This window comes from Pedobacter terrestris (genome assembly GCF_052343045.1).
In the GTDB taxonomy this organism is placed as follows: Bacteria; Bacteroidota; Bacteroidia; order Sphingobacteriales; family Sphingobacteriaceae; genus Pedobacter.
Genome location: NZ_CP180264.1, coordinates 690,024 through 704,219, shown reverse-complemented (window position 1 = coordinate 704,219; position 14,196 = coordinate 690,024). Strand labels below are relative to the sequence as shown.

At 38.7% G+C, this 14,196-nt stretch carries 14 protein-coding genes; all 14 read left to right on the top strand.

All coding sequences use genetic code 11. From position 1 onward, the window contains the following. Window positions 1-22 precede the first annotated feature (22 nt). Window positions 23-268, top strand: a complete 246-nt coding sequence (atpC, locus tag ACJVDH_RS03090; protein ID WP_443946110.1) for an ATP synthase F1 subunit epsilon — start codon at window positions 23-25, stop codon at window positions 266-268. Between the two features lie 661 nt (window positions 269-929). Beyond that, complete coding sequence (locus ACJVDH_RS03085) at window positions 930-1,820, top strand: aminotransferase class IV (RefSeq protein ID WP_443946109.1); 891 nt, start codon at window positions 930-932, stop codon at window positions 1,818-1,820. A gap of 12 nt (window positions 1,821-1,832) precedes the next feature. After that, a complete protein-coding gene (locus ACJVDH_RS03080; protein ID WP_443946108.1) occupies window positions 1,833-2,411 on the top strand; it encodes an O-methyltransferase in 579 nt (192 codons plus the stop codon). A 223-nt stretch (window positions 2,412-2,634) separates the two neighbouring features. Then, window positions 2,635-4,314, top strand: coding sequence for a dihydroxy-acid dehydratase (gene ilvD / locus ACJVDH_RS03075; protein ID WP_443946107.1), 1,680 nt, complete (start codon window positions 2,635-2,637; stop codon window positions 4,312-4,314). Window positions 4,315-4,395: 81 nt separating this feature from the next. Further along, on the top strand, window positions 4,396-4,983 hold the full coding sequence (locus ACJVDH_RS03070; RefSeq protein WP_443946106.1) for an ORF6N domain-containing protein: 588 nt from the start codon (window positions 4,396-4,398) through the stop codon (window positions 4,981-4,983). Window positions 4,984-5,003: 20 nt separating this feature from the next. After that, window positions 5,004-6,752 (top strand): biosynthetic-type acetolactate synthase large subunit, encoded by a 1,749-nt coding sequence (gene ilvB, locus ACJVDH_RS03065; RefSeq protein WP_443946105.1) that lies wholly within the window; start codon window positions 5,004-5,006, stop codon window positions 6,750-6,752. Between the two features lie 38 nt (window positions 6,753-6,790). Then, window positions 6,791-7,429 (top strand): acetolactate synthase small subunit, encoded by a 639-nt coding sequence (gene ilvN / locus ACJVDH_RS03060; protein ID WP_443946104.1) that lies wholly within the window; start codon window positions 6,791-6,793, stop codon window positions 7,427-7,429. Between the two features lie 14 nt (window positions 7,430-7,443). Next, a complete protein-coding gene (locus ACJVDH_RS03055; protein ID WP_443946103.1) occupies window positions 7,444-7,833 on the top strand; it encodes a glyoxalase superfamily protein in 390 nt (129 codons plus the stop codon). A gap of 75 nt (window positions 7,834-7,908) precedes the next feature. After that, window positions 7,909-9,390 (top strand): ketol-acid reductoisomerase, encoded by a 1,482-nt coding sequence (gene ilvC, locus ACJVDH_RS03050; protein ID WP_443946102.1) that lies wholly within the window; start codon window positions 7,909-7,911, stop codon window positions 9,388-9,390. Between the two features lie 62 nt (window positions 9,391-9,452). Continuing rightward, window positions 9,453-10,859 carry a 3-isopropylmalate dehydratase large subunit gene (leuC, locus tag ACJVDH_RS03045; RefSeq protein WP_443946101.1) on the top strand — a complete coding sequence of 469 codons (1,407 nt, stop codon included), beginning with the start codon at window positions 9,453-9,455 and terminating at the stop codon, window positions 10,857-10,859. A 28-nt stretch (window positions 10,860-10,887) separates the two neighbouring features. Next, window positions 10,888-11,199 (top strand): antibiotic biosynthesis monooxygenase family protein, encoded by a 312-nt coding sequence (locus ACJVDH_RS03040; RefSeq protein WP_443946100.1) that lies wholly within the window; start codon window positions 10,888-10,890, stop codon window positions 11,197-11,199. A gap of 18 nt (window positions 11,200-11,217) precedes the next feature. Then, window positions 11,218-11,982: a class I SAM-dependent methyltransferase gene (locus ACJVDH_RS03035; protein ID WP_443946099.1), complete on the top strand. Its 765-nt coding sequence runs from the start codon at window positions 11,218-11,220 to the stop codon at window positions 11,980-11,982. 95 nt (window positions 11,983-12,077) lie between these two features. Further along, window positions 12,078-12,662, top strand: coding sequence for a 3-isopropylmalate dehydratase small subunit (gene leuD, locus ACJVDH_RS03030; protein WP_443946098.1), 585 nt, complete (start codon window positions 12,078-12,080; stop codon window positions 12,660-12,662). A gap of 25 nt (window positions 12,663-12,687) precedes the next feature. Next, entirely contained in the window at window positions 12,688-14,196 is a 1,509-nt protein-coding gene (locus ACJVDH_RS03025; RefSeq protein WP_443946097.1) for an ATP-binding cassette domain-containing protein, read from the top strand.

The window sequence follows — 14,196 nt, the reverse complement described above, 5'->3', positions numbered from 1 at the left end:
CTCAACGCCAAACTGAAAAAAGATGAATTTAGAAATATTAACTCCAGATAAAAAAGTTTACGAAGGCGAAGTAATTGCGGTTACTGTACCTGGTACTTTAGGTTCTTTTCAAATTTTGAAAGACCATGCACCAATTATCTCTACTTTAGAAGATGGAGAAGTTATTATAAAAGCCAACAAAACCGATGAAGAGCGTTTCTTTATTAAAGGCGGTGTTGTAGAGGTGATCCACAACAAAATTGTGGTACTTGCTGAAGGAACTGCCTAAATACCGGCACCCAGTATTAAAAACCGTTGCAAACAAATTGCAACGGTTTTTTTATGTCCGGATAATTCCAATGGTGTCTGCGAAAAAACCTTAAACCTTCCTCAAATTTTAAAATACTATCCATCCTTTATATGCCAAATCTTTTCGGTCTATTGTTGTGGCATCTATGCGCCTGTTCTCCGTAATATTTTTACAAATTTTTTCTGCCTTAAACTGGTTTTACGCCGAAAATTGCGCGAAATACAATGCAAGCATAATATACAGACCGTATACCGATTTGATATTCGGTATATTTCATTCCGTATTAAATCACTAATCGACACCGCATGCAGAACTTTATTCCAAATAAGAACTACTAATTAGAATAATGTTTGTATTTTCTTTTTTTGTTAAATTCCTTGCATATTTCTGAACCAAAAACTAAATTGGTTTTATAAACAACAAGGAAAGATAATGACTTCAAATCACGACATAAACTATATAAATTTTCGAGCTCAAAAAGCTTCGGATTTTATAGTTGCTGTCGCATCACCAATTCTGCTCTTGCTAAACATTTTGTTGGGTAAAAAGCAGGCGCGGTATAAATAGATTCGATCATAAAAATACTTAAAGCGTCCTGACTAAAACAGGGCGCTTTTTTTAGATAAAAAAAACGTGTATTATGAAATACTACAATTCTAATACGATCATTTACCTTAACGGAAGGTTTGAGAATGCAGCGCACAGCAGTACAGATTTGTACGGCCAATCGCTACATTACGGCATTGGAGCGTTTGAAGGGATAAGGGCTTACAAAACCCATAATGGCAACAGAATTTTTAAAGTTGCTGATCACATCAATCGCCTTGAACGTTCGTGCATGCTGGCAAACATTCCTTTTCCATGGGATAAACAAGAACTGATTGCGGCTTGCTATCAGCTGTTAAAACTCAACAAATTAAAAGACGCCTATATCCGTCCCCTGGTATTTTGTGCGCCAAACATGAAGTTAAATCAACCCCTTGGCTCATCAATTATGATTTGTGCATGGGAATGGGAGGCATATTCTGGTACGCGTTTATTGAATTTAACACTTTCAGAATATGAGCGCCCTAATCCGAAATCTATCCCGATGGAAGCAAAATTAAGCGGTGGATACATCAATTCTATATTGGCAACAACGGCTGCAAATAAAGCGGGTTTTGATGATGCAATTTTGTTGGATATGAACGGTTTTGTAGCCGAGGCATCAGGCGCAAATATTTTTATTGAACAAAATGGCAAGTTATTTACACCCTTAACAGGAAATATTCTACCAGGCATCACCAGAGCAACGGTTAAAGAACTTTGCAACGTATTGGATATAGAGTGTATTGAAAAAAACATTACTGTTGATGATCTTAAAAATGCCGATAGTGCATTTTTATGTGGTACGGCTACAGAAATTGCGGGTATTGCATCTGTTGATGATGTTGTTTTCCGCCCATTGTGGAGAGAAACAATTGGATACACCATTCAGCGTGCCTACAAAAACCTGGTATTGGAGAAAGTAAACTTTGAAGTTATCATTTAATAAAATCCGGTCATGACAGAAACCATCAATCAATTTCCCAAAGCCTACTGGGCAATAGATGCGGCTACCAAAGCATTGGATTTTGATATGGCTTCAGATGTGCGTACAGGTTCGCTACTCAAAACACTAGCAAGCAGTAAACCTTCAGGACGTTTTTTGGAACTTGGCACAGGAACGGGCCTTTCAACATCATGGATTCTTGAAGGTATGGATGAAAATTCTACACTAGTTTCTATCGATCATGACGATACTTTACTTCAAGTAGCCCAAAATGAAATCGGCACAGACACTCGGTTGACTCTGCTTTCTACAGACGGTGAAAAGTGGATTACAGAAAATAAAAACGAAAAGTTCGACTATATTTTTGCCGATACATGGCATGGAAAATACCTGCTGTTAGATGAAGTATTGCAAATGTTGAACCCTGGCGCATTCTATATTATAGATGATATGGAGCCACAGCCCAATTGGCCGGACGGCCACGATAAAAAGGCTGAAAAACTGATAAACGATTTAAGTACGCGTGCAGATCTGAATACAACCAAACAGGTTTGGGCCAGCGGAATTGTAATCGGCGTTAAAATTAAATAACAATAGTTCTTTGCTTTTTATGATTAGTTAGTATGTTTGTGATTCAGTCTTCGATATGAATTTATACACAAACATGATTAGCAACATTATTATTGTCATTTCCAAACCGGGAGGTGGATATCGTTGCGTATAAGTTAAAATATACCATACCGAAACCGCCTTCCAAAAAAAGGCGGTTTTTTTTATGCCTTAAATTTAATTAACAAAACAACCTAATAAAACAATGAGCGAATTAAACAAGTACAGTAAAACATTTACACAAGATCCAACACAACCTGCGGCACAGGCTATGCTTTACGGAATCGGCTTAACCGATGCTGATATGGCAAAAGCACAAGTCGGTATTGCAAGCATGGGTTATGATGGCAACACCTGCAATATGCATTTAAACGACTTAGCAAAAGATGTTAAAAAAGGGGTTTGGAATAATGATTTAGTGGGCTTGGTTTTTAATACAATTGGAGTGAGTGATGGTATGAGCAACGGAACCGATGGTATGCGTTACTCATTGGTAAGTCGCGATGTAATTGCAGACAGCATAGAAACCATTTGCGGTGGCCAATATTATGATGGCATAATTTCCATTCCGGGTTGCGACAAAAACATGCCAGGTGCAATTATGGCAATGGCTCGTTTAAATCGTCCGTCAATTATGATATACGGAGGTACAATTGCTCCCGGGCATTACAAAGGCGAAGAATTAAACATTGTATCTGCTTTTGAAGCCTTAGGTCAGCGAATTTGTGGCAATTTATCTGAAGAGGATTATCAGGGCATTATCAAACACACCTGCCCCGGAGCCGGAGCTTGTGGCGGTATGTACACAGCAAATACTATGGCATCGGCAATCGAAGCCTTAGGTATGAGTTTGCCTTACTCCTCTTCTAACCCCGCGGTGAGTCCGGAGAAAAAACAAGAATGTCTTGATGCCGGAAAATACATCAAGATATTGTTGGAAAAAGACATTAAACCATCTGATATCATGACAAGGAAAGCATTTGAAAATGCGATTCGTTCAATCATCATATTAGGAGGAAGTACAAATGCTGTATTACACTTTATTGCAATGGGAAAAGCAATTGGCGTAGAAATTACACAAGACGATTTCCAGAAAATGAGTGATGTTACACCAGTATTAGCCGATTTTAAACCAAGTGGAAAATACCTGATGCAAGATTTGCATCAATATGGCGGTATCCCTGCAGTATTAAAATATTTGTTAAACGAAGGTCTTCTTCATGGCGATTGTTTAACCGTAACGGGAAAAACAATGGCAGAGAATTTAGCTGATGTAAAATCTATTATGGATTATGATCAGAAAATCGTTCAAAAACTAAGCGAACCGATTAAACCAACCGGACACTTACAAATTTTATACGGAAACCTTGCAGAAAAAGGTTCTGTGGCAAAAATTAGCGGTAAAGAAGGCGAAAAGTTTGAAGGCCCCGCAAGAGTTTTTGACGGCGAACATGATCTAATTGCCGGCCTATCCAGCGGACGTGTAAAACCAGGCGATGTAATTGTAATAAAAAACTCTGGTCCGGTAGGCGCACCCGGAATGCCAGAAATGCTTAAACCAACATCCGCAATTATTGGTGCCGGTTTAGGGAAATCTGTTGCTCTCATTACCGATGGCCGTTTTTCTGGCGGAACCCACGGTTTTGTAGTTGGGCACATCACGCCAGAAGCGTATAAAGGCGGATTAATTGGTCTTGTAGAAGATGACGATCAGATCCTCATAGATGCCGTAAACAACATCATCAGCTTGCAAGTAAGTGAAGATGTGATCGTAGAGCGAAGAAATAAATATGTACAACCTGCGCTAAAAGTAACCAAAGGTGTATTATATAAATACGCAAAAACAGTTTCTGATGCAGCCGGTGGTTGTGTAACCGACGAATAAGCAATGCACTTCAGGTTTGTGGATACAGACCAGCCCCTACAGTCATCCCTTCTGACTATAAATTAATTTAAAACATACACTATGCACACGATCAGAAGCATTGAAAGTAGAATTTATACTATTAGGGGTGAAAGAGTCATGTTAGATTTTGATCTGGCATCGCTTTATGAAGTAGAAACAAGAGTATTGAACCAGGCAGTTAAACGCAACATTAAACGTTTCCCTGAAGATTTTATGTTTCAACTTACAAAAGAGGAGTTTGAAAGATTAAAATTTCAAATCGATAATATCGATGCCGGTTCGTCAAAAATTCTGACAACGCACCACCCCAACTTGATATCACAAACTGTGATATCAAGTTGGGGTGGTGCTAGAAAAATGCCCTACGCATTTACCGAACAAGGTATTGCAATGCTTAGTGGAGTTTTAAAAAGTGAAAAGGCAATTACAATGAATATTGCCATAATGAGGGCTTTTGTTGATGTACGCAGGATTCTGCTGAAGCAAAGCAACATTAATGAACAATTGACAGAGATTAAAGCACGCATAGGAGAACACGACGTTCAGTTAAATGAACTTTACGATGCAATGGAAAATCTTTTAGACGAAAAAATTGCTCAAATAAAGTGGAAAGACAGAGAGAGAATTGGCTTTAAAATAAAAGAATAAAGAACCGCAAAAAAATAACTATGGAAACTGCACAAGATACAATTCAAACGGAGGCACAGGCAGAAACCTCCAAAACATTATTCAAAGGAACGGGTTCGCAAGTTCTGTTGAATGGTTTAATTGAGGAAGGCGTAACCACCATCTTCGGCTATCCAGGCGGTGCAATCATGCCTATTTATGATGCACTATATGATTATGCTGATCAATTGGAACACATTTTGGTTCGCCACGAACAAGGCGGAATCCATGCAGCGCAAGGTTTTGCAAGAGCCAGCGGCAAAGTTGGTGTATGTTTTGCGACCAGCGGTCCAGGTGCTACCAACTTGGTGACAGGCTTGGCCGATGCACAAATTGATAGTACGCCTCTTGTTTGCATTACCGGACAGGTATTTGCACACTTATTAGGAACCGATGCTTTTCAAGAAACTGATGTCATTAACATCACTACGCCAGTTACTAAGTGGAATTATCAGGTAACAGATGCCAAAGAAATACCAGAAGTACTTGCTAAAGCATTCTATATTGCCAAAAGTGGTAGACCAGGACCTGTTTTAATTGATATCACTAAAAATGCACAATTACAGGTCGAAGAATTTCCGGCTTATGAAAAATGTAACCACATCCGCAGTTACAGACCTAAGCCGAAAGTACGCGCAGAATTTATCGAGCAGGCTGCATCATTAATTAATGATGCAAAAAAACCTTTTGTGCTTTTTGGACAAGGTGTAGTATTGGGAAAAGCCGAAGAGGAATTTAAAAATTTCATAGACAAAACAGGTATTCCTGCTGCATGGACCATTATGGGCGAAGGTGCAATTCCGACAGATCACCCCTTAAACGTTGGTATGTTGGGTATGCACGGAAATTATGGTCCAAACGTATTAACCAACGAAGCAGATGTAATTATTGCTATCGGAATGCGTTTTGACGACCGCGTTACCGGAAGATTAGACAAATATGCCAAACAAGCTAAAATTGTTCATTTAGATATCGACCCGGCAGAAATTGATAAAAACGTAAAGGCTGACGTTGGCGTTTGGGGCGATTGTAAAGAAACGCTTCCACTATTAACCAAATTGGTGAATGAAAACCAACACCAGGAATGGTTGGCTAAATTTCGTTCGTACAATCAGGAAGAAATCGATCAGGTGATTACACCAGAGCTTTATCCTGACGGAGAGGAAATGACTATGGGTGAAGTGATGCGCAACATAAATGAAATTTGTGGTGGTGATGCCATTATTGTTACAGATGTTGGCCAACATCAAATGGTGGCTTGCCGTTATGCAAAATTTAACAATACCCGCAGCAACATTACCTCTGGCGGCTTAGGAACAATGGGTTTCGGTTTGCCTGCAGCTATCGGCGCTAAGTATGGCTCTCCAGATAAAACTGTTATTGCTATTATTGGTGATGGTGGTTTCCAGATGACACCGCAAGAATTGGGTACAATTATGCAATTTGGCGCTGCCGTAAAAATCTTGATTTTAAATAACCGCTTCTTGGGGATGGTTCGCCAATGGCAACAACTTTTTCATGATAAACGATACTCTTTTGTGAACATCACCAGTCCGGATTTCGTTGCATTAGCCAAATCTTACTATATAGAAGCACAGAAAGTAGACGAAAGACAAAATCTAAAAACAGCGCTGGAAACAATGATCAACCACGATGGAGCTTATCTTTTAGAAGTAATGGTGGGCCGCGAAAACAATGTTTTCCCCATGGTACCACAAGGAAGCAGCGTAAGTGAAATTAGACTTAAATAAGTCAGATCCGGGCACAACCAACACTAAAAAGAAATATCATGAGCACTGAAAATACATTAGAATATAAAATAGATAAGGCCGATCTGGACGGTAAACAAGAATATACAATAACTGTATACGCTGAAAACCGCATCGGGCTATTGAATAGAATTGCAATTATTTTTTCTAAAAGAAAAATTAATATCGAAAGCCTGAACACCTCTCCTTCTGAGATTGATGGCATTCACCGTTTCAACATTGTAATTACCGAAAGTTATGATGTGGTGCGCAAACTTGCACGCCAGATTGAAAAACAGGTTGAAGTACTTAAAGTATATTTCAATACGAACGACGAAATTATCTGGCAGGAACTGGCTTTATATAAAGTATCTACAGATGAAATTGCCGAGAGAGTTACCGTTGAACGTTTGTTAAGACAGTTCGGTGCAAGTGCAGTTGTGATTCGTAAAGATTATACCGTATTCGCAGTTACCGGCCACCGTGAAGAAACCGATGCTTTGGTAAAAGCACTTGAACCTTATGAGTTGATTGAATTTGTTCGCTCTGCAAGAGTTGCGATTATTAAAGATAGCGCTGGTTTCCATGAAAAACTTAAAGAATTTGAAGCTTTTGAACCAGGAGAGGAATTAATCGAGAACGAATTTCTGGACAAAGGAGAAAAAATTTTTACAATGTAAAGTACTATTGGTTGATGAATATGAAATGTAACCAGCTAATACCAACTTTGAGAATGTTCGATTACGCTAAAGCAATCGAATTTTACGTAGATTTTTTGGGATTCAAAATCGATTGGAAGCATCAATTTGAAGAAAACACGCCGATTTATTTGCAAATATCTCTTGATGGTATAAAGCTACATTTGAGCGAACACCATGGCGATTGTTCTCCTGGTGCACACGTACACATCAATTGCAACGGTTTAAAGGATTTTCATAAATCAATTACAGACAAAAGGTATAAATACAATAGGCCAGGTTTGGAAAAGACCTTTTACGGAACATGGGCTGTAACCGTAAATGACCCATTCTTCAATAAGATTACCTTTAATGAAAATCTTAGTGAAACAGATATAGAGGCTTGATTCGCACAGAAAACTGCTTCTAAAAAAAGAAAATATATAACTGATAATAAAACTAGAAAATTAACCACAGAAACAATGGCAAATTATTTTAACACATTACCTCTTAGAGAACAACTGGACCAATTGGGCGTTTGCGATTTCATGGACAATACAGAATTTGTTGATGGCGTTAGCGCTTTAAAAGGCAAGAAACTGGTAATTGTAGGATGCGGCGCGCAGGGATTGAATCAAGGTTTAAATTTAAGAGATAGTGGCTTAGATATCTCTTATGCATTACGTAAAGAAGCTATTGAAGGCAAAAGAGATTCCTGGAAAAATGCTACAGATAATAATTTTAAAGTTGGTACTTATGATGAGCTAATCCCAACTGCCGATGTCGTAATTAACCTCACTCCAGATAAACAACATACAGCTGTTGTAAATGCAGTTATGCCTTTAATGAAACAAGGTTCAACATTGTTGTACTCGCACGGCTTTAACATTGTAGAAGAAGGGATGCAAATCCGTAAAGATATCACCGTAATTATGGTGGCACCAAAATGTCCTGGTAGTGAAGTACGTGCAGAATATGTGCGTGGCTTTGGTGTACCAACACTTATTGCTGTTCACCCGGTTAACGATCCTGAAGGTAAAGGTTTAGAGCAAGCTAAAGCATATTGCGTAGGTACTGGCGGCCACAGAGCTGGTGTACTGAAATCTTCTTTCGTTGCCGAAGTAAAATCTGATTTGATGGGCGAGCAAACCATTCTTTGTGGTTTATTGCAAACAGGTTCTATCCTTTCTTTCGATAAAATGATTGAAAAAGGAATTGATGCGGGTTACGCATCAAAACTTGTTCAATATGGTGTTGAGGTAATTACAGAAGCTTTAAAACATGGTGGTGTTACCGGCATGATGGATAGATTGAGCAACCCTGCGAAAATCAAAGCTTTTGAAATTTCTGAAGACCTGAAAATAATTATGCGTCCGTTGTTCCAAAAACATCAGGATGATATCATGAGCGGAGAATTTAGCAAAACCATGATGGAAGATTGGGCAAATGGCGATAAAAACCTTTTGGCCTGGAGAGCAGAAACCGGAGAAACTGCTTTTGAGAAAACACCCGCCGGAGATGTAAAAATTGAAGAACAAGAGTACTTCGACAACTATTTACTAATGGTTGCTTTTGTACGTGCAGGTGTGGAATTGGCTTTTGAAACCATGGTACAAGCGGGTATCAAACCAGAATCTGCATATTATGAATCCTTGCACGAAACACCTCTGATTGCAAATACAATTGCCCGTAAAAAATTGTTCGAAATGAACCGTGTAATTTCTGATACTGCAGAGTACGGCTGTTACCTTTTCGATCAGGCTTGTAAACCACTTCTTGGCGATTTTATGAAATCTGTTGATACTGATTTAGTAGGCAAAAACTTTAACGAAGGTAAAGATGCTGGTGTAGACAACAGAACCTTAATTGATGTAAACGAGGCAATTCGTACACATCCAGTAGAAGTTATTGGCCATAAATTGCGTAAAGCGATGACTGCAATGAAATCGATTAAAACTGCTTAATACTAACAATTAAATCCCGGAGATTTTTTCTCCGGGATTTGAAACTAACTTAACATAAAAAGATGTCAAAAACATTAGTAGAAAAAATTTGGGATGCACATGTTGTAAAGAGCGAAGAAGGCTTTCCTGATATTTTATACATCGACACGCATTTAATTCATGAAGTTACATCGCCGCAGGCATTTGATGGACTTCGCAAACGTGGTATTCCGGTTTTCAGACCACAACAAACTGTTGCTACAGCAGACCACAACGTTCCTACTTTAAATCAGCTTCTGCCGATTAAAGAAGAACTCTCTCGTTATCAGGTAGATATGTTAACGAAAAACTGTGCAGAATTTGGTATAGAATTGTATGGTTTAGGTCATCCTTATCAAGGTATTGTACATGTAATTGGTCCGGAGTTGGGCATTACGCTTCCGGGCAAAACTATGGTATGCGGAGATAGCCATACCTCTACTCACGGCGCATTTGGAGCCATTGCCTTTGGTATTGGAACCTCGCAGGTAGAACAGGTTTTCGCAACGCAATGTTTATTGCAGCAAAAACCAAAAACCATGAAAATTGAAGTAAACGGAACGCTGAGTAAAGGCGTTACGGCAAAAGATATCATCCTATACATCATCGCAAAAATTTCTGCTGCTGGTGGTACAGGTTATTTTATTGAATATGCAGGTTCTGCAATAGAATCTTTAAGCATGGAAGCGCGAATGACCATTTGCAATATGAGTATTGAAATGGGCGCAAGAGGCGGATTAATTGCACCAGATCAAATCACTTTCGATTATGTTAAAGGTAGAACATTTGCACCGAAAGGTGAAGAATGGGATAAATCTCTTGCCTACTGGAAAACACTATACAGTGATGCTGATGCAAAATTTGATCGCGTACTTACTTTTGAGGCCGCAGATATTGCACCAATGATTACTTATGGTACAAACCCAGGAATGGGGATGGGCATTAAAGAACTTATTCCATCAACTAAAGCACAACCAGAAACCGAGCAATTGTCTTACCAGAAGGCCCTGAATTATATGGGGTTTGAGGATGATGCTTCACTGATTGGCAAACCTGTTGATTATGTATTCATTGGCAGTTGTACCAACTCCAGAATTGAAGATCTACGCGAAGTTGCAGAATTTGTAAAAGGTAAACGCAAAGCGGATAATGTTACCGTTTGGATTGTACCTGGCTCTAAACAAGTAGAACAGCAAGCAAAACTGGAAGGTTTGGATCAGATCTTTGAAAGTGCAGGTTTCCAGCTCCGCGAGCCCGGTTGCAGTGCATGTTTAGGAATGAATGAAGATAAAATTCCGGCAGGAAAATATTGTGTGTCTACATCAAACAGAAACTTTGAAGGCAGACAAGGGCCAAATGCCAGAACTTTATTGGTAAGTCCGCTTACAGCAGCAGCAGCAGCCGTAACCGGAAAAATTACCGACGTAAGAGAATTGCTTGAAGAAGCTTAATTGTAATAAAAAAAAAACATAATTGAAAATGATTTTAGAAGTAGCTGTATTAAACGTTAAAAAAGGTTTGTCAACAGAGTTTGAACAGGCATTTAATACGGCACGACAAATCATTTCATCAATGGATGGATACATTTCGCATCAGCTTCAAAAATGCATTGAAGAAGAGGACAAATATATTTTGCTGGTAAACTGGGAAACACTGGAGGCACATACTGAAGGTTTTCGCAATTCGGCAGAATATCAGGATTGGAAAAAACTATTGCATCATTTCTATAATCCTTTCCCAACAGTTGAACATTACGAACGGGTACAGGAATTTGGAAATATGATGAAATAAACAAAAGGAGGAAAGATTATGCCAGAGATATTTTGGGACAATAATGTATATGACGATAAACACCGCTTCGTATCAGATTATGGAGCAGATGTACTGCAATGGTTAGCGCCGCAAAATGGAGAAAACATTTTGGATGTAGGTTGCGGAACAGGCGATCTGGCCAGCCAAATTGCAGAACTGGGCGCATCGGTAAAAGGCATAGATGCATCTGCCGAAATGATCAGCTCGGCAAAGCAAAAATTCCCTTTGCTTAGTTTCGAACAAAAAGATGCAACCGCTTTAGAATTTGATTCAGAATTTGATGCTGTGTTTAGCAATGCAACATTCCACTGGATTGAAAACCAACAAGATTTGCTGGAAGGTGTTTATAGAAGTTTAAAAACCGGAGGCCGTTTAGTGGCAGAATTTGGTGGAAAAGACAATATTAAATCCATTACAGAAGCAATATCTGAGGCAGCGAAAAGCATTGGTGTTCAACATCGCGTAATCTCCAATTTTTGGTTTTTCCCATCGGTAAGCCATTACGCTGTTTTACTTGAAGCAGCACGTTTTGAAGTGGAACAAATTTGGTTATTTGATCGTCCAACAACATTAAAAGGCGAAAACGGAATGTATGAGTGGATCAATCAGTTTGCACAACATGCGTTTAAAAACCTCACTGAAGAAGAAGCTGAACAAGTAAAAAATCTTGCTGTAGATTTGTTGAAACCGACCCTTTTTAAAGATGGAAACTGGACTGCAGATTACAGAAGATTGAGAATTAAAGCGGTGAAGAAAAGCTAATTTGAGATTGAACGTAGAGATATGCGACGTTAGGTTTCAATTCCAAAAACTTGATACCTCATACTTGCTACCAAACGCACACAAAAAATATTAAAATGAAAAAATTTGAGACTTTAACATCATCGGTTGTACCATTGCCGATTGAAAATATAGATACCGACCAGATTATACCTGCTCGTTTTTTAAAAGCAACCACGCGTGATGGTTTTGGCGAAAACCTGTTTCGGGATTGGCGTTATAATAGCGACAATACACCAAAAACAGATTTTGTACTTAACAACCCGACGTATAGTGGAAAAGTATTGGTTGCCGGAAAAAATTTCGGTTGCGGCAGTAGCCGTGAGCATGCTGCCTGGGCCATTCAAGATGCGGGTTTTGATACCGTAATCAGCAGTTTTTTTGCCGATATTTTTAAAGGAAATGCATTGAACAATGGCCTTTTACCCATTCAGGTAAGTGATGAATTTTTGGCTCAAATTTTTAAAGCGGTAGAATTAGATCCCGATACACCTTTAAAAATTGATCTGGAAAACCAAACGGTAACCATTATTGCAACAGATGCGAAAGCAGAATTTGAAATTAATCCATATAAAAAATCGTGTCTGATTAATGGTTACGATGATATTGATTTTATTTTGAATCAGAAAAACCTGATTGAAAAATTTGAACAGGCACGTTAATCCTATTGATAAAAAATAGCAGAAAATGACAGACAACAGCCAAAATAAAAATACGCCAAACCAAACATTAGACGATGTAACGTTGGTGTCTATTTCTGGTTTAAGTTTGCATTACCGTCAAAAAAAGGTGTTGCAAAACTTGAATTGGAAAATTTGCCGTGGCGATAGTTGGCTGTTGGGTGGTGCCAGTGGAAGCGGCAAAACTGCATTGGCGAAAGCCATTACCGGTGAAGAGAAATATCAAGGTATAATTGATATCCGCTTTTGTACTGAAAGTAACTTACCTGCACAATGTTTGTTTGTATCTAGCTGGTATCAGTTTAAAAACCTGGAAGGCGATGCCAATTTTTATTATCAGCAACGTTACAACCATAAACAACAGAAAGATACACTTACTGTACAAGCAGAACTCGAAAAATACGGCGCTGCGCATCAGCTGGATATTAAAGATCTGGAGTATATTTTAGAAGCTTTAAACTTCTCTGCCTTTCGCCATGCTCAGTTAATTGAACTGTCTAGCGGAGAGCATAAAAAATTACAGCTTGTTGAAGCCATTTGGTTAAAACCTCAGTTGTTGATCATTGATCAACCTTACACCGGTTTGGATGCAACTTCAAGAAGAAATCTTAATGATCTTCTGGATGATCTTTGTAGTGCCGGCGTAACCTTGGTTTTGATTTGTAATGATGATGAATTGCCCATCAACATCAACCGCTTTGCGATGATAGAAAATGGACAAATCCACGAAAAAAGTTCTTTTGAAAGCACCTCTGTTTTGCCGCATAAAATTCTTGGCGTATTACCAGATTTTCTGATGCAATCTCCTGCATATACATCGAAAGAAATTGTACGCATGGAAAATGTAAACATCAGTTACGGAGATAATCAAGTATTGAAAAACGTAAACTGGGAAATTATAGCCGGTGAAAAATGGCTTTTGCAGGGCCATAACGGTTCTGGTAAATCAACTTTGTTGAGCTTAATTAACGGCGATCATCCGCAGGCATACGCGAATGAGATTTATTTATTCGGCAATAAACGCGGATCGGGAGAAAGCATCTGGGACATTAAAAAAAGGATTGGTTTAATCTCACCAGAATTTCACTGGTATTTTGATCGCAATGCAACCGTTTGGGAAAGCGTTGCCTCTGGATTTTACGATTCTGTAGGGCTTTTTCAGCAATTGCCCTATTCAAAAAAAATCCAGGTAGATGAACTGCTGGAGTATTTTGAACTAACAACAGAGAAAAACGAGTTGTTAAATTCTCTGCCCTTAGGTAAACAGCGTTTGGCTTTATTGGCCAGAACCATCATCAAAAACCCAGAATTATTGGTTTTAGATGAACCTTGCCAGGGTTTGGATTTGCAACAAACACAACATTTTAATCAATTAATAAATGAGCTGAGTAAAAATGGAATGACCATAATTTATGTTGGGCATTTCGAAACTCAACTTCCTACCTGTATAGAAAAAAGAATTTTATTAGAAAAAGGCGAAGTGAAAGTCGTCGAAAACATACTAGAAAGCGTTTAA